Origin of the sequence: Paenibacillus sp. YIM B09110 (assembly GCF_037167145.1) — a bacterium.
Lineage (GTDB): Bacteria > Bacillota > Bacilli > Paenibacillales > Paenibacillaceae > Pristimantibacillus.
Genome location: NZ_JBANSP010000005.1, coordinates 163,583 through 184,812 on the forward strand (window position 1 = coordinate 163,583; position 21,230 = coordinate 184,812).

General features: G+C 47.4%; 20 protein-coding genes. 3 read left to right on the forward strand and 17 right to left on the reverse strand.

What is annotated here, in order from left to right:
- Positions 1 to 152: 152 nt before the first annotated feature.
- The 13 genes from V8F51_RS09500 to coxB all read right to left on the reverse strand — a co-directional run bounded on the left by V8F51_RS09500 (position 153) and on the right by coxB (position 13,770).
- Positions 153 to 1,577 carry a family 43 glycosylhydrolase gene (locus V8F51_RS09500; protein ID WP_337099957.1) on the reverse strand — a complete coding sequence of 475 codons (1,425 nt, stop codon included), beginning with the start codon at positions 1,575 to 1,577 and terminating at the stop codon, positions 153 to 155.
- Positions 1,578 to 1,857: 280 nt separating this feature from the next.
- Positions 1,858 to 2,802 carry a glycoside hydrolase family 43 protein gene (locus V8F51_RS09505; RefSeq protein ID WP_337099958.1) on the reverse strand — a complete coding sequence of 315 codons (945 nt, stop codon included), beginning with the start codon at positions 2,800 to 2,802 and terminating at the stop codon, positions 1,858 to 1,860.
- 1,039 nt (positions 2,803 to 3,841) lie between these two features.
- Positions 3,842 to 5,161: an ABC transporter permease gene (locus V8F51_RS09510; protein WP_337099959.1), complete on the reverse strand. Its 1,320-nt coding sequence runs from the start codon at positions 5,159 to 5,161 to the stop codon at positions 3,842 to 3,844.
- Complete coding sequence (locus V8F51_RS09515; RefSeq protein WP_337099960.1) at positions 5,154 to 6,059, reverse strand: ABC transporter ATP-binding protein; 906 nt, start codon at positions 6,057 to 6,059, stop codon at positions 5,154 to 5,156. Before V8F51_RS09515 ends, V8F51_RS09510 begins: the two co-directional genes overlap by 8 nt.
- Positions 6,060 to 6,076: 17 nt before the next feature.
- On the reverse strand, positions 6,077 to 6,991 hold the full coding sequence (locus tag V8F51_RS09520; protein ID WP_337099961.1) for an ABC transporter ATP-binding protein: 915 nt from the start codon (positions 6,989 to 6,991) through the stop codon (positions 6,077 to 6,079).
- Positions 6,992 to 7,008: 17 nt separating this feature from the next.
- Positions 7,009 to 7,395, reverse strand: a complete 387-nt coding sequence (locus V8F51_RS09525) for a GntR family transcriptional regulator (RefSeq protein ID WP_337099962.1) — start codon at positions 7,393 to 7,395, stop codon at positions 7,009 to 7,011.
- A 30-nt stretch (positions 7,396 to 7,425) separates the two neighbouring features.
- Positions 7,426 to 8,154: a hypothetical protein gene (locus tag V8F51_RS09530; protein ID WP_337099963.1), complete on the reverse strand. Its 729-nt coding sequence runs from the start codon at positions 8,152 to 8,154 to the stop codon at positions 7,426 to 7,428.
- Between the two features lie 171 nt (positions 8,155 to 8,325).
- The gene (locus V8F51_RS09535; RefSeq protein ID WP_337099964.1) at positions 8,326 to 8,787 is read right to left on the reverse strand and encodes a DUF420 domain-containing protein; all 462 of its coding nucleotides are present in this window, start codon (positions 8,785 to 8,787) and stop codon (positions 8,326 to 8,328) included.
- 59 nt (positions 8,788 to 8,846) lie between these two features.
- Entirely contained in the window at positions 8,847 to 9,746 is a 900-nt protein-coding gene (gene ctaG / locus V8F51_RS09540; RefSeq protein WP_337099965.1) for a cytochrome c oxidase assembly factor CtaG, read from the reverse strand.
- A 108-nt stretch (positions 9,747 to 9,854) separates the two neighbouring features.
- Complete coding sequence (locus V8F51_RS09545) at positions 9,855 to 10,172, reverse strand: cytochrome C oxidase subunit IV family protein (RefSeq protein ID WP_337099966.1); 318 nt, start codon at positions 10,170 to 10,172, stop codon at positions 9,855 to 9,857.
- 3 nt (positions 10,173 to 10,175) lie between these two features.
- The gene (locus tag V8F51_RS09550; protein WP_337099967.1) at positions 10,176 to 10,793 is read right to left on the reverse strand and encodes a cytochrome (ubi)quinol oxidase subunit III; all 618 of its coding nucleotides are present in this window, start codon (positions 10,791 to 10,793) and stop codon (positions 10,176 to 10,178) included.
- Positions 10,790 to 12,637 (reverse strand): cytochrome c oxidase subunit I, encoded by a 1,848-nt coding sequence (gene ctaD / locus V8F51_RS09555; RefSeq protein ID WP_337100232.1) that lies wholly within the window; start codon positions 12,635 to 12,637, stop codon positions 10,790 to 10,792. The genes V8F51_RS09550 and ctaD overlap by 4 nt, the downstream gene beginning before the upstream one ends.
- An 80-nt stretch (positions 12,638 to 12,717) precedes the next feature.
- The gene (gene coxB / locus V8F51_RS09560) at positions 12,718 to 13,770 is read right to left on the reverse strand and encodes a cytochrome c oxidase subunit II (RefSeq protein ID WP_337099968.1); all 1,053 of its coding nucleotides are present in this window, start codon (positions 13,768 to 13,770) and stop codon (positions 12,718 to 12,720) included.
- 367 nt (positions 13,771 to 14,137) lie between these two features.
- Between coxB and V8F51_RS09565 the strand changes: the two genes are divergently transcribed.
- Positions 14,138 to 14,875: a hypothetical protein gene (locus V8F51_RS09565; protein ID WP_337099969.1), complete on the forward strand. Its 738-nt coding sequence runs from the start codon at positions 14,138 to 14,140 to the stop codon at positions 14,873 to 14,875.
- Positions 14,876 to 15,004: 129 nt separating this feature from the next.
- On the opposite strand, the gene V8F51_RS09570 is transcribed toward V8F51_RS09565, so the two are convergent.
- A complete protein-coding gene (locus V8F51_RS09570; protein WP_337099970.1) occupies positions 15,005 to 15,982 on the reverse strand; it encodes an aldo/keto reductase family protein in 978 nt (325 codons plus the stop codon).
- Between the two features lie 150 nt (positions 15,983 to 16,132).
- Between V8F51_RS09570 and V8F51_RS09575 the strand changes: the two genes are divergently transcribed.
- On the forward strand, positions 16,133 to 16,468 hold the full coding sequence (locus V8F51_RS09575) for a winged helix-turn-helix transcriptional regulator (RefSeq protein ID WP_337099971.1): 336 nt from the start codon (positions 16,133 to 16,135) through the stop codon (positions 16,466 to 16,468).
- 64 nt (positions 16,469 to 16,532) lie between these two features.
- Here V8F51_RS09575 and V8F51_RS09580 read toward each other — a convergent pair whose 3' ends face one another.
- The 3 genes from V8F51_RS09580 to V8F51_RS09590 all read right to left on the reverse strand — a co-directional run bounded on the left by V8F51_RS09580 (position 16,533) and on the right by V8F51_RS09590 (position 19,454).
- Positions 16,533 to 17,405: a DUF421 domain-containing protein gene (locus tag V8F51_RS09580; RefSeq protein WP_337099972.1), complete on the reverse strand. Its 873-nt coding sequence runs from the start codon at positions 17,403 to 17,405 to the stop codon at positions 16,533 to 16,535.
- Between the two features lie 455 nt (positions 17,406 to 17,860).
- The gene (locus tag V8F51_RS09585) at positions 17,861 to 18,601 is read right to left on the reverse strand and encodes a GTP cyclohydrolase II (protein WP_337099973.1); all 741 of its coding nucleotides are present in this window, start codon (positions 18,599 to 18,601) and stop codon (positions 17,861 to 17,863) included.
- 100 nt (positions 18,602 to 18,701) lie between these two features.
- Entirely contained in the window at positions 18,702 to 19,454 is a 753-nt protein-coding gene (locus V8F51_RS09590; protein WP_337099974.1) for an SDR family NAD(P)-dependent oxidoreductase, read from the reverse strand.
- Between the two features lie 408 nt (positions 19,455 to 19,862).
- Between V8F51_RS09590 and V8F51_RS09595 the strand changes: the two genes are divergently transcribed.
- Positions 19,863 to 21,191: an FAD-dependent oxidoreductase gene (locus V8F51_RS09595; protein WP_337100233.1), complete on the forward strand. Its 1,329-nt coding sequence runs from the start codon at positions 19,863 to 19,865 to the stop codon at positions 21,189 to 21,191.
- The last annotated feature ends 39 nt before the right edge of the window (positions 21,192 to 21,230 follow it).

The window sequence follows — 21,230 nt, forward strand, 5'->3', positions numbered from 1 at the left end:
AAGATATTGCCCGACTTGGTATCTAAAATGTGTTAACCATTAATCCACAAGCCCTTGAACATGAAGTTGTGCACAGCACGTTCCTCATCATATCCTTGCACGACGGAAGGATTCTCGCACAGCCCTTCGAACCGCACATTCTCGAACATAAGCTAATATACCTTTGCGGGCAGAAACAATTGAGAATCGAACCCTCTGCGCGTATCATACGTGGAGCGCCGGTCACTCTGGACCAGCTTCCCACCTTTCTCTCCCGAGATGGTCAGCGCCAGGCCAGAATGGCGATTGAGAAATCGACACCAACACTGATCGAGTGTGACACACTCCCACTCTTCTGAGGGATGACCGACCCGCTCTGCTAGCACAATTGCTGCGCCTTCCGAATCCGACTGACCTAAGGGCTGTAAGTAACCCTCGCTTTCGGCGTGCTGAATTAGCACCTTTCCCGCCCCCACATCTACCAACATCCACTTCAGATCTTCTGAGGCGTAAGCTAGCTTCGTGGCCCCAACCGCCCCCTCAACTTCTGCTATATGCCTGGCATCCGGGGCCAGATATTGGTCAGGGCCATTACAATAAATTCTGTATAAGCCGCTATCCACATACTCGCCGCCAACCGCTCCCGTATCGGTATCTATCGTTACGATATCTTGCCAATCCATGCTCATAATATGATCCTCTGAAAATTCAAGCGGTAGAAACACATAAGAGGATTGGCTGTAATTCGACGGATCCCAGCGGTCTCCCACATATAGATAAGTCGTATGCTCTATCCCTTGAACCGTAAGTACAAATGCCGGCTGCGAATCATAAGTGGTCGGGCCTCCCAGATCATACAACTGCGACCACTTGCCCGTCAGACTTGATGCATAGGCGTAGGCTCCTTGATTCGGATACCAACCTGTACATGCGGATGTCACGAGGAAATACAGTTCGCCCCGTTTGAAGAGTGCTGGTGCCTCGCGATACTGTCCGGGCCATAGTGTCTTCACATGTTCATCAATACTGAGGTAATCGTCCGACAGCCGATAGATCATCAGATCGGCATTGTCGCGTGCCGCCGATATGAAGTAGCCTGTCCCATCGTCGTCACGGAACAAAGTGCAGTCTCTCGACATCTGACCGATTGGATTATAGCTCCCGTGATAGTCATAGTCCCCGTCGATCGTATCGCAAGTCGCTACTGCACAGCGAGCATCAAGATAATCGCGTCCGTTCTCCCAATGCATCCACATCACATATTTGCCGGTAAACGCGTTATGCAGCACCTTTGGCCTCTCAATGACGGAGCCGCTTCCGTATCCCTTATCGATAGTCCCATATGGGTCCATTTCCGAAAATGTTCTGTAATAGACCGACTGAAAGGCGGAGTCCACGCTCAGCACATGATTGCGAAATTCCCAATGCTCCATATCCGTCGAACGATAACATGCGACTTTCTTGCTTCCTTGCCTACTTTCGCCGAACCAGTAATAATAATCGCCCTCCTGCAGGAAGCCCCCACCATGCGCATGAATGGCATTCCCGTCGTTGTCATGCCAAATTTGACTGTTGTCGATCGTTCCCGATCTCGCCATAATCAAGCTCCCTTCGTGCATCATTCAAAATTCATACGACTATATGAAGAATTATACTCCACTAAATAATTGACTAAAATGATAAAATTCTACAACGAATAAAACTATATTATGATTTAAATACAAAGAAGACCGGATAGGTTCAATGAACCTTCCGGCCAGCGCAAGCGCCCTGTCCTATAAGCAAACTTTATTGCAGTTTATCCTCATACATTATGACCACCACTTAAAAAATCCCACTCTAATCAGAGCAGGAATATCGACGTATGACAGACATTTTTCATTGTACTGAAGATCCCCATGCATGTTCTAGTGCTCGAAACTCCGCTTGAGTTATATTCAAGACTGAACCATGCCTTTTTAAGGTATCCCCAAAATTATATTCATGCTCGTTCAATATTCGGAATTGACCACTGGATAAATTGTCAGTGACCAAAGGCAAGTAACCTTTATTAGCCGCAAACTGATCAATCAATAGACACCATTCATTACGGTCGTTGTATTTGAATATCGCAGGACCTTCCACTCCGAAAATATTATTCAGAATAGGAAAATGGACGGTATTGAACGATGAAGATACGAGTGAATTACTTTGCTCAACCGTAATGCATTTCTTTGTTTCATCTTTAGAGAAGCGATAATAAACATCTCTAACTTTAATGATCGTCGTATCGATAATATGATTATCTCGTTCAATGTAGATCTCAGGTTTGGAAAAGTTCATAAAATCTATCGTTCTGGAGCTATAGATGATTTGCTTCGCCGGCTGCTCGTCCCTTTTTATCATCGATGCCCAGAAAACCAAATGCTCCTTTGTTTTCTCATCATAAATTGATTCTGGAGCCCATACGCATCCTGCTTCAGGGAGATCTATCTCAATGCTCCTCTCCTTTGACCAATGGACAAGATCTGTGGATTCCCATATGATGATAGCGCGACTTCCGCTATATTGCGCTACATCCCAGCCTTTTCCGTTTGACATTCGCAAATCCGTCGCAATGATATAATACTTTTGATCCAATGAAGAACGAAGGATATATGGGTCCCGTACTCCACATTCCCCTATACCAGAACTTAATACAGGTTCACCATTATTCAAATCTTTCCAATATAAGCCATCTTGGCTTAATGAGAAATAAACTTGTTCTCCTCTCTCCTCATCCTCCGTAAAGTATACAAAGAGGTAGGCTTTATACAGTTGTTCTTTCCACGCATCGGATGACATATGATTCCTCCAATATAATTATTATTGAACATGTTATCTGTGCAATTAGCAAAGCAATCTCTCAATTAAAACGCACTTCGGGCTGCTCAAAGGCATCTGAGCATGTCATTGGCAACTCATGATGTCTGGAGCTTTAGGTAATCTCGAATCATTCTCTCATCTTCAAACAAGTGGAAAGTCATGCTGACTTTTTTCTCTCCAGGTGGTCAATAGAAAATGATGATAGCCCCTGGCAAATCGGACATCAAACAACTGCAGATTTTGCTGGATCTCCAAACTGGCCGGTGACGAAGTTTCCACCGGGATTTAATAATACTACTCTCTTGGTCGAAAAAAGCTTTATCCAGTCCGAAATTGACAATTGCCATCATGGTGCTTTCGTCTGTTCCGAGTTATCCCCATGATTGTAAATGGATATCAAATCCAACTATCACTTTAAAATTAATACAATATTCATATATTTACTTCTATTATATCTTCCATAATTCAATGTGAATATAAAACGGATTTACATTAAGTATAACAATATTACTTTTTCACTCGCTAGTATGATGTATCCTCTGATTCGTTGTCACCATGTAGAATCTGCCGTTATTATAACGCAGAAAAGGGGCCCAGACTCCACAGGATATGCCAAATCGATTCAAAAAGACCTTGGGTATTACGCCAGGTCAGTATTTGTACCAAATTAAAATGAACCAGGCAAGAGAGTATCTTATTATTATTCGGGTACCTTTGCTCTCACTCTGTGAGCTTATTAGTATCCAATCAAACTTTGCTTTAAAACGATTATGACCAAAGTCTATTCTTACAATTTATATCAGTTATAATTGCAGAAATTTATTACTATTTTTGAACAGCAATCTAACAAATATTTTTCACACTATCCTATAGGAAAATGTGAAAACCCCTGATAAATCAATGTAATTGATTTATCAGGGGTTTTCATTTATCTCAAACATGTAGTGTAAAAAGTCTCAGTTATTACATAAATCTGTCTCAGTTATAAGCATTACTCACAAAGAACATGCGACACCCATTAAATCTTATAAGCCCTCATAGCCTTGCGAATCTCTTTCCAGCTCGGACGCTTGCCGTACATGAGTACGCCCGTACGGTAGATCTTAGCCGAGATCCATACCGATACATAGATCGATACGAGCAGGATGCCGATGGAAGTCAGTACTTGCCACATTGGCGGATCAGCCAAGCCTAGACGAAGCATCATGACGTATGGCGAGAAGAACGGAATATACGATGTCACTTTCACGAGCATGCTGTCCGGGCTCGCGATGCTGAAGATTGTGATATAGAAGCCGGCGAGCGAGATCATCGTGATCGGCAGCACCGCCTGGCCAAGATCCTCCGTCCGACTTACGATCGAGCCGATCGCCGCGAACAGCGTTGCGAACAGGAAGTATCCAGTCACATAGAAGATCAATGCATAAACAATAAGCGATGGATCGATCAGGCTGAAGTCGATGTTAAGGTCCTTCAACGTCTTACTGTTATGCGGAAGGCTTACGTTTATGAGGATGACCGCTACGTAAGCAAAAACTTGAATCAAGCCCACAATGAACATACCTAGAATTTTACCGAACATTTGCTTCAGCGGTGCGACGCTCGTAATGAGCAGCTCCATGACGCGCGAACTCTTCTCAGCCGTTATCTCCGAAGCAATCAATTGACCTGTAATCATAATCGTCATGAAGAGTAGGATAACGAGCACATAGACGAAGCCCATATTCATGGCTTGCTCGGCAGGCGTCTTGCCTTCTCCAATACTGCCTGCACCTTCTGTTGCAGAGATTTGAACCGTTTCAATATCAACCGGCGTGAACAATTGCGTTTTTTGTTCGTCCGTCAGGCCTGCGCTTTGCAGCGCCGCTTCCATACGAATCGCTTGCAAGGTGCTTTGAAGCGAGCTTGTAAGCTCCATTTCCATCAGCTTCTCCGACTTGTAGGTCATGCTAGGCAAGCCGCTCTCTGCTGTAACTTCGCCGAATTCCAAGTAACCTTTAATGTCTTTATCCGTGATTGCTTTCTTAAGCTCGGTTTCGTTGGCAGCAGCGTCTCCTTTATCTTCGAAAGGAATCAGCTTAATCGATGAGTCTTCCTGAGCCTCATAATAGGCCTTCAATTGATCGCCGATAGCAGAACCTGCCGCAAGCTCCGACTGGGACGACTGAATATAACCGATGTTCGTTACTTTGTTGCCGTCTCCGAATAACGAAAATATATAAGGAAGGTTAACAACTATGGATATAATGACTGCAATAATCAAAGTTGTGATGAGGAATGCCTTGCCTCTGAATTTGTTTTTAATCGTAAAGCCAACTACTGTCCAGAAGTTATTCATGGCCGTCACCGCCTACTGTTTTGATGAAAATCTCGTTTAACGTCGGTTCTTTGATCTCGAAGCGCGTAATCGTCGTTTGACCAATCGCATGATGCAAAATAAGTCCGCCTGTTGCTTCATTCGTTATGCCAATCTCATAACCATACTCATGACGCGTAACGCCAGTTACACCTGGAATTTGTTCCAGTCCCGTCACTTCACTCTCCGTGCTCAGGATGACGCGTTCTTTCGGGAATTGCTTCTTAATTTCCTTCAAGCTGCCCTTAAGAACGGCATTCGAACGATGAAGAATCGTAATGTTGCGGCATAACTCCTCGACATGCTCCATACGGTGAGTCGAGAACAGAATACTTGTGCCGGAATCGCGAAGCTCCTTAACCGTCGACTTCAGCAGCTCCACGTTAACCGGATCGAGTCCGCTGAAAGCTTCGTCGAGAATGATGATCTTCGGATTATGGATAACGGATGCGATGAATTGAATCTTCTGCTGATTACCCTTAGACAGCTCTTCAACCTTCTTGTTGTAGTACTCGGGCACTTCGAACCGATCGAGCCAGCGCTTCAGGTTGGCGTCCGCGTCCTTCTTCGACATGCCGCGCAATTGCGCTAAGTATATGATTTGATCGCTTACGCGAACCTTTGGATAGAGACCTCTCTCTTCAGGCAGATAGCCAAGACCTTTCAATTGCTCGCTGCTGTAAGGCTTGCCGTGATAATAGATATTGCCCTCATCGGGATAAATAAGACCTAATACCATACGCATCGTCGTTGTTTTTCCCGCACCATTGGCGCCTAACAATCCGTATATTTCCCCTTCGCTTACCTCGAAGCTAATGCCGTTTACAGCCGTCTTCTCCCCATATTGCTTAACGATCTGCTCAACCTTTAATGGATTCATGTTATTGCTCCCCTCTTTTAGTTGGATCTCGCGTTCAATCTATCTTTCATTAATAGAGCGGCCATAATTTCATCCAGCTCCATCGCTTGCCTGCTAACTAACGTAAGTCCTTGCTCGGAACACCATTGCTCGGCTTGCCCGGCTTGATTCGTCGTAATGCGGTAGGTTGTTCCCCCTGCATGCTCGACACCGCATTGCCCCGGCATCTTCGCTGCCACTCCAGCCGTTAGCTCATCTCCGCTAAGGAAGTAGATGAACCAGCTGCTGAACAGCTCATCCTTCTCATACATGCCGAGCACATGTCCTTGCGACATGAAGACAATGTAATCGGCAAGGCGCTTCACTTCTTCGACGATATGCGAAGTCATCAGTATCGTCCGATCGCCGCGATCCATGTACCGGTGCAGCACATCGATCATCGTCTTCCAAGCCAGAGGATCAAGCCCCGAGGATGGCTCGTCGAGGAGCAGAAGCTCCGGTCCATGTGCAAGGGCCAAGGCGAATTCGAACTTGCGCCGACTGCCTTTGGACATTTTGCCAAGCATTTGATTCGGATCCACCTCTAGAACTCTCAGCAGCTCCTGATAACGGTTCACATCCCAATTGTCGTACCAGAACCGCTGGAATTCCGCCTTCTCGGTTGCTTTCATCTTCTCTTCATGCGTCCAAGACTCTTCCGGCAAATAACCGATCCTCTTGTTCAGCTCGATATCCACGCCATTGCCTACCTGCTGTCCCAGCAGCTCAATGCTGCCTTCGTCCGCCTTAACCAAGTCGAGCAGCAGTCTGAAGGTTGAGCTCTTGCCGCTGCCGTTCGGTCCGACAATCGCAGTAATATAGCCTTTTGGAATCATAAGATCCATCGGTCCTAGATGAAAGTTCGAGCGTTTCTGTACGACGCCCTTCATCTTAACCGCCAACTCTTCTGTCATCGCAATAGCCTCCTGCCCTAATCAAAATGCTTATTCATCGCTTCCTTGAACAGCAACTGAAGCTCCTCTTCCGTACATTGAACTCGCTTGCCGGCGATAATCGCTTGCTCCATCGCCTCGGTCACAGCCGATAACCGGTGTCGATCACGTTCCTGCTCGCCAACCAGAGCTACATAAGTGCCAGTTCCTTGCCTAGTTCTCAGTAAACCTTCTGCCTCCAAGTCACTGTATACTCGCTTAACCGTTATTACGCTGCACTTCACCGTTTGTGCCAATTCTCGAATCGATGGCAGCAGCGTGCCCTCTTGCAATTGTCCGCTTACGATTAAAGCCCGCAGTTGAACTTCTATTTGATGATAGAGCGGCTCGGCGCTTTGCTCGTTAATTTGTATGGGCAACCGCATGGCTTCACCTTCTTCTTAGTTTCAATTCATCTAGACGATATAGTTGCGCTTGGCAATTCGATTCGAAAGCACACGGTAACCGAGAGGAATCGTTATTGCAGAGATTGCCGGGGTAATAAGCGCAATCCACCATTTGCCCTCTTCGATTGCTTCCAATATTCCAATGACGATATTGCCTTGACCTAGCCAAGTTATCGTTATTGCAATACCTAGGAAGAGAATCGCTACCAAGGTGCAAACAACCATATAAATTTTACCGCTGTACCCCATCTCCCAGTACACATAAGAGGTTGCAATCGTAAGCGAATATCCGAACCAGAATATTGCATATAAAACGAAGTCGCCAATATCGATGACTACGGAAGAAGCGAAATGGATGATGACATATTGCGCTATGAAATAGATGAGCTGTGCTGCGAATAAAACAATTGTTAGTTGAATGAGTCGGCCTAATGCAATCTGCTGCGGTGTGATAGGCAATGTTCGCAAGTATGCGAGCTTTTTCGAGTAGGTATCCTTCTTGAAGTAATTCATCATCGTGTTATTAAGGACGAAGCCCAGGCAAGGCAGCAACGATAAGTAAATGAAGTCTGTGAACCATGACATAGAGTCCTCTTCACTATCTGTCAGTGAATCAATAAATACCGGAAGGGTGAACAAAAGGATGTATCCGATCATCGCCACCATTATAATGCTCCTCCATCGATCCCTCACTAACTCTTGCTTGGCAAGAAACCATGCACCTTTCCATTTGCTCACCTTATTGGCTCCCCTCGATGTGATCAGTAAGTATACTGTATATATCTTTATACACAGTATACTCACGATATACACAGTTGTCAATGACTTCCTTTTTATTTTTTTGCAGCAAAAAAAAAAGCACATCTGACGAATTAACCGTCTGATATGCCTAGTTCACTTACACCTATATTAGCCAAAAATAGCGTCGAAAACCGGCTTCGTATGGCCGCCCGGATACATAAGGTACAGCAACACATATACCGCCGTGCCCGTAATCGAGGTTACGAACCATACCACCGATGTTACTCTGCCCCACTTACGGTGCTTTGCGAACTTCTTGCGGTAGCCCAGCGTCAGTGTCGTGATACCGAATACCCCGCCGACTGTCGCCGTCACAATATGGAACAGCAAGAAGACGAGATAATAAGGCTTCAATTCATCCGGTCCGCCCCACTCCGTATTCCCTTGGAACACCGAACGCGATACATAAATAATGAAGAACAGCAGCGCCGAGACAGCCGCAGCGAACATAACCTTCTGATGCTGCTCCAGCTTGCGCTTAATCGCCAGACGCCATCCAATCGCGACAAGTATGCCGCTCAGAACGATAAAGAAAGTGCTAATTGAAGGCACAATCGTAAACTTGTCCATAAATCCCCCACCTATTGTAATCATAATAATATTGGTTCAGCACATGCCTTATCTATTCATTAAGCGGTGCCTGGATTAGGCAACTCATCCTCGGTATGCTCTTTCTTGAACCATAGCTTGAAAATATACGCCAGGATAATACCGTACATCAGCTCTTGTACAAGCTTCATCACGATACCGCCGAGCTGTTGGTCCTCCACAACATTCATCATGTTGAAGAATTGAGGGCCTCCGCCCAAGCCGCCCAGATCAAGAAGTCTGCTAGGGTCACCCGATACGCAATAGCCCATAGCCGTTACCCATACGCTTGGATCGCTGTAGATTGCATACATAGATTCTTTGGCAAAAATAATAAGAGCGCACGCAGGCGTAAGCAATACGCCGTTAGCGAATACATAAGCCATCTTCTTCAGATCCGTCAGTCGGCCCCACTCTGATACGGGACTTGTAATCTGCCACCACATCATGCATGAAGTAATGAACAGAATCAAATAATAGAGACGATGAACAGTGAAATGCGTCATGACGTAATCATGAATCATCGGTACATGATAGATAGAAAACAGCATATTGAACAAAACTAACGTAACAATAGGATGCATCAGCTTGCTGAACTTGCTCCAGAAGGCTGCAGCGAATGCTTTGCGCCATAGGAATGCAGGTATAGCGAGCAGGAACATCGGCGGAACAATGAGATAGGAAATTGACATATTGACCATATGGAAAGTGAACATCATATGGCCTAGCAGGCTAAGCGGGCCGCCATGCGACAAGTAAAGTAGCACAGCAGACGTTACGAACATCGTCTTCTGCAATACCGTTGCCGGTGGTTCACCCGGCATATGCTTAAGTCGCCAAGGACCGATTAGATAGAAATAGAGAATGACAATCGCGGCCATTCCGAACAAAAAAAACGGGGTCCACAACTCTTCGAATGTGAAATACTCTAAGCCTAGCATCGTGGAAACTCCTTTCTTTCACTTGCAGTTTCGAACTGAACTTGCATTTCTAGAAAAGAGGAGGGACCCAAGCCTTGGGACCCTCCTCCAATGAAATTCAACTGCGGTTTACCACCAAGCCCAATACTCCGCCATAATGACGCAAGTAAAGACGATGAATATTCCGCCCAATATTCCGATAAGCGCGTACGTATGTCCACGATCCTTCATATGCATCCAGAAAGCCATCTGTACGAATACTTGCAAGAAGGCTGTTCCCATCAAGATAATGTAGATGAAGTCTTTGTTGATTTCTCCGCCCATAACAGCCGCGAAAGCGACCAATGTAAGCGCCAGTGAGAAAATAAAGGCGATGACGTGTTTCTTCGGTCCTTCGACCTTATGACGTTTGGTGCCTTCCTCTGTGGCTGTGTGATTGCTTGCCATCGATTAGCCCACCTTTCCCATCAAATACACGACGGTGAAGATAAATACCCATACGACGTCGATAAAGTGCCAATACATGCTGGCAATATATACCTTAGGAGCCGTCGTAGTGTTCAGACCCTTCTTACCTAATTGAATGATAAGAAGCGTAATCCACAAGATACCGAAAGCAACGTGCGCGCCGTGGAAGCCGACGAGCGTATAGAACGAGGAGCTGAATGCGCTCGTTGTAAAGCCGTGGCCTTCATGTACATAATGCACGAACTCGTAGATCTCTAGACCCAAGAACCCTGCACCCAGAATAACCGTAATCCCTAACCAAGTCATCAATGATTTCACTTGGTTATTGTGCAGCGCTTGAACGGCGAATACGCTCGTCAAGCTGGATGTAAGCAAGATCAACGTAGCTGCTGCTACGAGACCAAGCTTGAACAGCTCCTCGGCAGGAGGCCCGCCGAGAACTTGATGGCGAAGTGCCAGGAACGCGGAGAACAACGTTCCGAACAAGACAGTTTCGCCGCCAAGGAATAACCAGAAACCTAATACCTTATTGCGTCCCTCGAGGGTCGCCTTTTCGGGCTCATGAGGCAATTGCCCCTCTACATGCGAGTGTGCGCTCATGCTTTCCCCCCCTTGTCTTTGAGGATTTCTTCTTCTTCGATATGGAAGCCGTGATCATCGATGACCGAACGCAAGAACATGCATCCGAACAGGACGAGAAGGCCGAAAATACCTAATGCGTAACCAGCTTTGAAGCCGTCGAACAAGTTGCCCCAGTCTGGCGCATACATGAAGCCAAGTGCTGCGATAAACAATCCAAGACCCATAAAGAAAGGCAGAATCGATGGAGACGGCATATGAATCGGACCAAGCGGCTCCGCTGGTGTCATATCTTTGTGACCGTCCATCTTTTCTTTCCAATAAGCGTCATAGCCGCGTACAAGCGGAGTCTGAGCGAAGTTGTACTCAGGAGCCGGCGAAGGAATCGTCCACTCCAGCGTACGTCCGTCACCCCACGGGTCAGCAGGTGCATTCTTCGGTTTGAACGCTGTTGTAACAATGTTCAAGAGGAAGAAGATCGTACCGAGTCCCATCAGGAACGCGCCGATTGTACTAATCATATTCATTTCGTTAAAGCCAAGTCCGTCAAGGTACGTCCAGATACGACGAGGCATACCAAGAAGACCAAGGAAATGCTGAATGAAGAACGTTAAGTGGAAGCCGATAAAGAACGTCCAGAAAGTCAATTTACCAATCGTTTCGTTCAGCGCGCGGCCGAACATTTTCGGCCACCAGTAGTGAAGGCCGGCGAAGATACCCAAGATCAGACCGCCAACAATAACGTAGTGGAAATGCGCTACGACGAAGTAGGAGTCATGATACTGGAAGTCGGCAGGCGCGGCAGCCAGCATGACGCCGGTTACGCCCCCCATTACGAAGGTTGGCACGAAGCCTACTGCGAACAGGTTAGCCGTATTGAATATAATCGAGCCGCCCCACATCGTGAACAGCCAGTTAAAGATTTTGATACCTGTCGGTACCGCGATCAACATCGTTGCGATGGAGAACAGCGCATTCGCAACCGGTCCTAAACCTGTTGTGAACATGTGATGCGCCCAAACCATGAAGCCCAAGAAGCCGATCAGGATTGTAGCGAATACCATGGAGCTGTAACCGAACAGACGCTTACGCGAGAATGTGCTTATTACCTCGGAAATAACGCCGAAGGCCGGCAGGATGAGGATATAAACCTCAGGATGCCCGAATATCCAGAAAATATGCTCCCATAGTACGGCATTACCGCCGCCCGATGGGTCGAAGAAGTTCGCGTCGAACAATCGATCGAACATGAGTGCCGCAAGGCCAACCGTAAGGGCTGGGAATGCGAACAAGATTAGAGCGGAAGTAATGAAGATCGTCCACGTAAACATCGGCATACGCATGAATGTCATGCCTGGCGCACGCATGTTGATGATCGTTACGAGGAAGTTAATGCCCCCGATCAATGTACCGATACCGGCAACCTGCAAACCAAGAACATAATAGTCGACGCCATGGTCGCCATTGTATGTCGTGCCAGAGAGCGGTGCATAGGCTGTCCAGCCTGCATCCGGCGCTCCGCCGGTAAACCAGCTTACATTAAGTAATATGCCGCCGAACAAGAATGTCCAGAAGCCAAGCGAGTTCAAGAAAGGGAAAGCAACGTCACGCGCGCCGATCTGCAAAGGCACGATCGCGTTCATGAGCGCGAATAGAATCGGCATCGCTGCAAGGAAGATCATCGTCGTTCCGTGCATCGTAAGCAATTCATTGAACGTATCAGCACTTACGAAGTCATTCATTGGCTTCCAAAGCTGAATCCGAATCAATAAGGCTTCCAAGCCGCCGACTAGGAAGAAAAATCCTCCTGCCAGCAAATACAAAATTCCAATTTTTTTGTGGTCAACCGTTGTCAGCCAGTCCATCAAACCGCTGTGACGTTTGACCGCATGCGTATGAGCATGAGCATGAGCCAAAGTAGGTACCTCCTTCAATCACCGATGATTTATTGTTCGTAGTCGAGAGTCAGTTTCGATAAGTAGTCTGCAATACCTTCAAGCTCCTGCTCGGTTAGATCGTAAGCACCGGCCATTTGGTTGCCCGGCTTAACGCTTTCCGGATCCTTGATCCAACGATACAGGTTATCGTATACGGAACCCTCATTGCTATACTGCGGATCATCGGTATTAACGAGTATACCTCCGACGCTCTCGCGGCTGCCGATACCCGTCAAGTTAGGGAAGGCCGGTCCGCCTAGATCGCCAACTGCGTGGCAAGAAAGACACTTGCTTTGGAACGCTTCAGCTACTGCAGGATCACTTGGCAATGCTACTGGTTCTTGAATAGCTGCCGTCCACCGGTCGAACGAGGACTCGTCTACCGATTTAACCTTGAAGTCCATCAAGCCGTGGGAAGGTCCGCACAACTCGGCGCATTTGCCAAGGTAAACGCCTTCTTTTGGCGCTGAGAAATACATTCTGTTTACGTTCGCGCCAGGGTTCGTATCGATCTTGCCTGCAAGCGAAGGAATCCAGAACGAGTGAAGCACGTCCGCCGATTTCGCTTCGATCGAGATCGTCTTGCCTGTCGGGATAATAAGTTCTTGCGCTGTCTTAATGCCCAGCTCCGGATATTCGAATTCCCACCAGTATTGGTGCGAAGTAACGATTACCTTAATTGCGTCTGGGTCTTTGCTGTAGTCCTTCGACAAGTTGAATACCGATTGTACAGTCGGAACCGCAAGAATGATAAGCAAGATGATCGGGATTACTGTCCAGATAATCTCCAGCTTATGGTTTCCTTCAACCTGCTTCGGAATCGTGTTGTCTCCCTTACGTCTGCGGAAACGAATAATTACATACAAAGAAATCGCAAATACGATTACAATCACGATCAACATGATTCCAATCGTCAGCTTCATCAGTCCGAATTGCTCTTCCGCTACAGGTCCCTGGGGATTCAGCGTCGACAAATCTTCCCGTCCGCATGCCGCTAACACGAGCACCATCATGGCCATGAGCGGCGCAAGCCGTTTTACAAATTGCCACCGTTTCATCATTAATCAACCCCACTTTTGACGTTTTCGCAGTTACCAAATTTCGCGTGGCAAGCGGCTAACTGCGTGTTCTCACAGATGTTTTTACAACTCCTGCAACTTAAATCACTTTATTAAATATAAAGTTGAAGCACCTATTTGTCAATGTTCCACAGAGAGTTCACAAATTGTTCTCAAAGCTGTCAAAATCGCGATATACGGGCGTTTTTCAGCACTTGCGAACGTTGCCAACAGGCTGTCTCGGATCTGTCCACCTACCCTACATTGTGCACCAAACCCATGGTCAATTATGTATGCGCCCCGAAACGTATATTTAAGCGCTCCTGGCAGAAGCTAAAGCCAATATCGTATGAATGGGGGGCATTCTATTATGATGAAACGAATTGCCGCTTTATTATTGTCTGCTGCAGTTTTCTCGGCAGTCGCAACCGGCTGCAATTACGAGCAATTATCGCAGAACAGCGACACCGATTACGGCAGCAGGCAAACCGGAGATCCCAAGATGATCTTGAACAAAGCATTCGGCACGATGTCGACTAATCCATATCAGCATGACAATGCCTTTTTCGAATACAGCTCCAAAATATCGAACCAAGTGTCCAGCCTTAACGGCATTGCCTCGGGGCTTGTGTTCCTTACGGATAAGAACGCCTACGTCGGCATTATGCTCGACTGGTCGGCTGTCGGCACTCGCAGCTCCGGCGGCACAGTGGAGCAGGACAATACGGGTACGACGGAAGGCGTATACAATCATGCAACAGGCAGCAACTACACGAACAACAGAAGACTGGCCGGTCCGTACAACTCTTATTTCACCGTCAATGACTACAATAACTTGTCTGACGAGCTGAAGCAGACGATCGCGCTGAAGATACGGAAGATGGCCCCTGCTGTGCAGGAAGTGCATATCTCGGCCAACATGGAGCTCATCAATCACTTTAATGAATATGCGAAAATCGCCTGGGGCGGACGTTCGCTTATGCCGTCGCTCGACGAATTCAACAACCTGGTCAAATATCATTTTGCAGGCGGTACGATCATGCCGAGGTCGATCTCCGACCCAATCGTCATTCCACATCGCCAACAACGCAATAGGGGTCAACAATAGCATGTCGAAAAAATCTCTTCCTATATATAAGTCCCCAAATTGCACACTTTAATGGAAGCAAAAAAAAACAAGGCTCTCCGGCAGGCTTATTGCAGCTTTGCTGGAGAGCCTTAATCGTATTCAGCTTGCCTATCTCATTGGCGCGAAGCCGCTGATCTCGGACAATATATCCTCTGTACGTGCAAGTACTTCATCGGTTAAGTCCAGATTGATCGCTTTAATATTCTCTTCGATCTGAGAAGGACGGCTCGAACCGATAATCGCCGAGCTCACATTCGGCTGACGCAGCACCCAAGCGAGCGCGAATTGTGATAGCGAAGCGTCAAGCTCTGCAGCCAGTGCCTCCAGCTTAGCCGCGCAAGCAAGCACATCCTCGCGCAAATAACTATTAATGACACCGTTCGTTTTGTCGTTAGCCGCCCTGCTGTCCTGCGGAATCGCTTGTCCCGGCTTGTATTTGCCAGTCAATACGCCCTGCGCAAGCGGTGAGAATACAACCTGTCCCATACCTTCCCACTCACATTGCTGAATGACGTTCTCCTTCTCGATATAACGCTCGAACATATTGTAGATCGGCTGATTCGAGATCAGCGGACGCAGATTCAAGTTTTTGCTGATCGATGCTGCATCTGCAATCTGTCCCGCTGACCACTCGCTAACGCCTGCGTATAATATTTTGCCTTGAGCCGTTAGATCGTCAAGCGCACGTAGCGTCTCTTCCACCGGCGTATCATTATCGAAGCGATGACATTGGTATAGGTCGATGTAATCCGTGCCCAGCCGCTTCAAGCTCGCGTCGCATTGCTCCATAATATGCTTGCGTGACAAGCCCCTATCATTTGGTCCCGCACCCATCGGGAAGAACAGCTTCGTCGCAAGTACATAGCTGCTGCGCGAATACGCTTTCAAAGCACTGCCCATAACTTCTTCCGCAGCCCCGTTATTGTAGGCGTTAGCCGTATCGAAGAAATTAATGCCCAGATCGTATGCTTTATGAATGCAAGCCTGCGCGGTTTCCTCAGCTGTTGCCGTACCGTATGTAAGCCAGCTGCCGAGTCCGATTTCACTTACTTTAAGCCCGCTTTTGCCAACTCTTCTGTAATTCAAATGGATCCACTCCTTCTAATCTTTCCTCGTCTCACTAGTAGTGTATAGCAGTTCTAGCGATTAATAAAGTAGTGAATGTTTATTCATTTTATTAACTACAGTATATATACTATACTAATAGTAACTGATGGTAGGAAGGGAGCTGGCTTAGTGAGCGCGCATAATTATGTACCTAAAGAGCCTGTTCAGATCGAATGCAATATTGAGAAAACATTGGATGTAATCGGAGGCAAGTGGGCCTTTCTCGTACTGAGGGAGTTATTTTGCGGAACGAGGCGGTTCGGTGAATTGCAAAGACTTATTCCGTCAGTTAGTCCGAGAGCGCTAACAACCACGCTGCGCCATTTGGAAGAAAAGGGTGTGCTTGAACGCAAAGTATTTCCGACTGTCCCCGTAACGGTAGAATATACGCTAACGCCAAAGGGCGAGGATCTAACGCATATTTTAAAAGAAATGAAGCTTTGGGCAGCCAGATGGACTGAGTAAATGATTAAAGCCTGTCGATCCTTCTCTACTAAAATAGAAGGATCGACAGGCTTATTTTTTTCTGCTATGGGTTATGGTCCTGCTCAGGCATGGCCGGGCTGTACCCCGCCTGGAACCGATCAAGCGCCGACTGATAGGCACGGCGGTCGCCCTCATTGCGTGCGAGCTCGCCAAGGCGCTTAAGCTCCGATTCGAATTGTTTGGACAAGGCATCGATCCGATCCTTCGGCTTCTTGCCGGCATTTTCCCGGTTCGACCTTCTGTCGCCAGTCTGAATGTTCAATTGTCCATCGCTGTCGATCTGGGCGAGAAAAACACTTTCCGGCGTCAGCTTCTTTTTCTTCAACTCGTGATGAAGCCATTCCAAGCTATAGCCGCTCTCGTCAACCATATCACTTAGCACCTGTCCATCGATAATGACCGTCTTGGCTTCCGTCTCCTTATTAAGCTTCCAGCCGAGCATGTCCGCCGTAAGCGGCTGATGCTCCTTCTTAAGCAATACATTAAGTTCACCGCTTGGCTCCATGACTGCAAACTCCACATCGGCAACCCGGTATACATCCTTTTTGCGCAGCTGCTCCAACAGTTCATCGAGCGTGAGTCGCTCCTTATGCAGATGCTTCTTATCCAGTTGACCGTCCTGAATGATGACTGTTCCTTTCCCATCGACAAAATCGCGAATAACTCTGCTCTTCATCGTAATATATTCCATACCGACCGAGACGCTAACCCAGACTACTAACGAGACGATGCCCAAATACCACAGATTGTCCAAATCAAGCGATACATAAGCTGCGATGTTACCGATGGATATTCCCGTTATGTATTCGAACAGCGACAGTTGGGAAATTTGTCTCTTGCCCAAAACTTTAGTCAGTGTAAATAGAATAACGACGGAAACGAGTGTACGCAGCACAATTTCCAACCAATCAGGCATTCTAATCGCCTCCCCCTTCCCTCCTATCGTGTCCAAAATGACTATTGTCATTCTTTTTTTGCAATTTTTGAAAAATATATTGCTTTTGCCCAGCTATCCGTGTATACTGTAGTGAATGTGTTATATTTAACCCTCAGCATATCCCCTAGTAGGATTCAACGTTTTCCTCAGATTTTGATTTCTGTGCTGTTAATTCTCAAACCAATTTTCGTGCTATTTCTGATTCACACTGGCGCGGTCATCGGAGCCGCAAGGACGGAAGAGAGGTAGGGCTTTCGTTGTATTAGGATGCGTAGTTAAGCAACTAAGAGTACATTTGCTGTTTGCTGTTAACATGGGGATTCCATACGACCTGTCGCTCACGCATAGGTCCGGTTAAATATAAGCAATAATTAAGGGCTGTCCCGCTAGCAGATTCACTGCTGGCAGGGCAGCCCTGTCCAATTTATACGCTGCTAATCATTCGGACAAGCCGATACCGTAGTTAGATGCCCCGACCGATTAACCTTTGTATCCAGGTAGCGCTCGTTGTATTCGGATCTGTCGCCCCATAACGGAATTAGCTCCGTTACCGACATGCCTGCTTCCTGCATCGCGTCGCGCTTGCGCGGATTATTCGTTATAAGTGAAACCGGCTTGGAACGGAGCGCTTTCAGCACCTTAATCGCGTCGCCGTAATTGCGTACGTCATCGGCAAAACCAAGCTTGAGATTCGCATCGACTGTATCATAACCTTTCTCTTGCAGCAGATAGGCCATCGCTTTGCTGAACAGGCCGATCCCCCGCCCCTCGTGATTAGCCAAGTAGAAGAGAGCGCCTGCACCCTTCTGGGCGATTCTGCGCATCGACTCATGTAATTGGAAGCCGCAGTCGCAGCGCATGCTGCCGAATATATCGCCGGTATGGCAGATGCTGTGCATCCGAATCCATGCCTCGTCGGCTTCCTCGAAATCGCCATACACGAGCACGCTGGATTGCTGCATCTCGGCAAGGTTTACGGACGACAGCTTCTTAATAATCTGCTCTTCGTCCTCCAGCTTCTCTTCGCAGCTCAGCCAGCAATACCACTGAAAGATCGCTTCTCCTTCGCCAAGGTGAACCGGCAGTCGAATCGGTCCGACCAAATAAATCATGCCCGTATCGCTCTCGATCGCCTTAATCTTATGATCCAATATCGACAACGCTTCATTATACATAAAGGTATGCTCCTAACTCTTCATAAGTACGATATGTTCTATTATGTTCGCCGCGTGCAGCACCTATGCCAACTCTTCACATACCCGCTAGCTTGACGAGCTACTCCTCATAGATCATTTTTCGCGTCATGCCTCCGTCAATGGTTAAGCTTGTACCTGTTATAAAATCATTCTGAGGGTTCGTCAAGTAGAGGCAAGCCCGCGCAATATCGCTAGGTCGACCGACACGCTGTGCCGGGTGCTGAGTATGGTCCTCGGAACGAAGCTGACTGTAATCGCCGTTCTCGATCCAGCCTGGACATATCGCATTCACCGTAATGCGATCGGGCCCAAGCGATACGGCCAACGCATGGGTTAGTGACAAAACACCTCCTTTGGAAGCGGCATACGCCTCCGAATTCGGCTCGGACATCAACGCTCTAGTCGAAGAAATATTGACGATCGAGCCGCCTCCGCTTGCACGCATTAGCTTAGCAGCTTCCCTCGCGCATACGAATGTGCCGCGAAGATTCGTATTTACAACATCATCCCATTCATCAAGCTCTAGATCATAAGGCGACTTCCAAATGCCGAATCCCGCGTTATTAATGACGATATCAATCGTTCCAAGCAGCTCGCCGATCTGACCAATCAGGGCAACAATCTGCTCCGGCTTGCTCATATCGGCCCCATATCGGTGTGAATCGAAGCCCTTCTCCTGAAGCAGACTCGCCGTTTCTTCGAGCTTGTCCTCCAGCTTGTCCGTAATCACAACGACAGCGCCCTGCTGCGCATAGGCTAGCGCGACAACGCGTCCAATGCCGCCGCCTGCGCCAGTAATAAGCACAACCTTACCTGTGAACGCATATTCCAAATTGCACCCTCCCTTTCTCTTTTACGATTCGGTTCACCCCTATCTTTATTTTATACAATTCAACTGCCAAAGCGCCATCGCCGCCAAAACTTATTATGAGAAAAACTCCTATCGGAGTACTTCGAGGATGAGCGACCGCGTTTAAGCGGAAGTTTTTATCGCCAATCAGAACGATCTCCTTACGTTTTATCACTGTAATGCACTTAAACTTTCTGATGTGGTGAAAAAATTGTTTGTGAATTTTGTCACAATTTATTCATTGTCATTTCGTCGTGAAAGGAATATGATAATAGCAAGAAGTGGTTGTGAATGTTTTCACATTGTATAGTTGGTTGTGAATTAATTCACGATGTTAGGAGTCTTCCCCCTCGGGAAGTCTGCACCCATACAAGGAGGCGTTTGAAGATGATGAAAATTGTTGTTGTAGGATGTACACATGCCGGAACTGCTGCTATTACTGAGATGGCCCGCCTTTATCCGGAGGCTGCTATTACCGTTTATGAAAGAAATGACAACATCTCCTTCCTGTCGTGCGGAATTGCTCTGAATGTTGCAGGTATCGTGAAGGACGCTAACCAGCTGTTCTATGCTTCGCCGGACCAGCTTGCAGCAGTTGGCGTAACAACCCATATGAAGCATGATGTGCTCGCCATCGATACTGATGCCAAGACGATTGAGGTTCGGAACCTCACTACCGGTGAAGCATTCGTCGATACGTTCGATAAGCTTGTCATGACAACGGGCTCGTGGCCGATCATCCCGCAGATGGAAGGTACCCGGCTTGATAATATCGTCTTATGCAAAAACTACAATCATTCGCAAACGATTATCGAAAAAGCAAAACATGCGAAACGTATCGCCGTCATTGGCGCTGGCTACATCGGCATCGAGCTCGTGGAAGCATTCGAGGAGCTAGGCAAGCAAGTAACGCTAATCGATAATATGGATCGTGTATTATTCAAATATTTGGATGAGTCGTTCACTACGGTCGTTGAGCAGCAATTCATGGACAAAGGCGTTACGCTTGCGCTCGGCCAAATGGTTACATCGTTTACCGGGGAAGACGGACGCGTAACGAAGGTGAATACAACCGCCGGCGAATATGAAGCCGATCTCGTCGTCCTCTGCATCGGTTTCCGACCGAACACCGAGCTATTGAAGGGGCAGGTCGATATGCTTCCGAATGGGGCCATTATCGTAGACAGCTACATGCACACGAGCAAACCGGATATTTTCGCCGCTGGCGACAGCTGCGCCGTTCATTATAATCCGACTGGACAGCACGCCTACATTCCGCTTGCTACGAACGCCGTAAGAATGGGGACGCTCGTCGCGAGAAATTTAGTGAAACCTACGGTCAGATACTTGGGCACGCAAGGAACGTCGGGCATTAAGATTTACGATAATAATATTGCATCGACCGGCATGACGGAAGCGGCGGCAGTTGCTGCGGGATTGAATGTGAAAAGTGTCACAATTGAAGACGACTACCGTCCAGCGTTCATGCCAACTCATGAGAAAGTACTGCTCAAGGTTGTTTATGAGGCAGACGGCGGCAGAATCTTAGGTGCGCAAATTCTCTCGAAGGTCGATCTGACTCAAGCGATCAATACGCTGTCGGTATGTATCCAGAACGAGATGACGATGGATGAGCTGAGCTTCGTCGACTTCTTCTTCCAGCCGCATTACAACAAGCCATGGAACCTGCTTAACCGGGCCGGTCTGCAAGCGATATAGATTATACTCAACACTCAACACTCGGGCATTGTTAACGAA

Excerpts from the sequence above, each read along its gene's own strand:
- V8F51_RS09500 (WP_337099957.1), bottom strand. The coding sequence starts at position 1,577 with ATGGCGAGATCGGGAACGATCGACAACAGTCAAATTTGGCATGACAAC.
- V8F51_RS09505 (WP_337099958.1), bottom strand. The coding sequence starts at position 2,802 with ATGTCATCCGATGCGTGGAAAGAACAACTGTATAAAGCCTACCTCTTT.
- V8F51_RS09510 (WP_337099959.1), bottom strand. The coding sequence starts at position 5,161 with ATGAATAACTTCTGGACAGTAGTTGGCTTTACGATTAAAAACAAATTC.
- V8F51_RS09515 (WP_337099960.1), bottom strand. The coding sequence starts at position 6,059 with ATGAATCCATTAAAGGTTGAGCAGATCGTTAAGCAATATGGGGAGAAG.
- V8F51_RS09520 (WP_337099961.1), bottom strand. The coding sequence starts at position 6,991 with ATGACAGAAGAGTTGGCGGTTAAGATGAAGGGCGTCGTACAGAAACGC.
- V8F51_RS09525 (WP_337099962.1), bottom strand. The coding sequence starts at position 7,395 with ATGCGGTTGCCCATACAAATTAACGAGCAAAGCGCCGAGCCGCTCTAT.
- V8F51_RS09535 (WP_337099964.1), bottom strand. The coding sequence starts at position 8,787 with ATGGACAAGTTTACGATTGTGCCTTCAATTAGCACTTTCTTTATCGTT.
- ctaG (WP_337099965.1), bottom strand. The coding sequence starts at position 9,746 with ATGCTAGGCTTAGAGTATTTCACATTCGAAGAGTTGTGGACCCCGTTT.
- V8F51_RS09545 (WP_337099966.1), bottom strand. The coding sequence starts at position 10,172 with ATGGCAAGCAATCACACAGCCACAGAGGAAGGCACCAAACGTCATAAG.
- V8F51_RS09550 (WP_337099967.1), bottom strand. The coding sequence starts at position 10,793 with ATGAGCGCACACTCGCATGTAGAGGGGCAATTGCCTCATGAGCCCGAA.
- ctaD (WP_337100232.1), bottom strand. The coding sequence starts at position 12,637 with ATGGACTGGCTGACAACGGTTGACCACAAAAAAATTGGAATTTTGTAT.
- coxB (WP_337099968.1), bottom strand. The coding sequence starts at position 13,770 with ATGATGAAACGGTGGCAATTTGTAAAACGGCTTGCGCCGCTCATGGCC.
- V8F51_RS09565 (WP_337099969.1), top strand. The coding sequence starts at position 14,138 with ATGATGAAACGAATTGCCGCTTTATTATTGTCTGCTGCAGTTTTCTCG.
- V8F51_RS09580 (WP_337099972.1), bottom strand. The coding sequence starts at position 17,405 with ATGCCTGATTGGTTGGAAATTGTGCTGCGTACACTCGTTTCCGTCGTT.
- V8F51_RS09585 (WP_337099973.1), bottom strand. The coding sequence starts at position 18,601 with ATGTATAATGAAGCGTTGTCGATATTGGATCATAAGATTAAGGCGATC.
- V8F51_RS09595 (WP_337100233.1), top strand. The coding sequence starts at position 19,863 with ATGAAAATTGTTGTTGTAGGATGTACACATGCCGGAACTGCTGCTATT.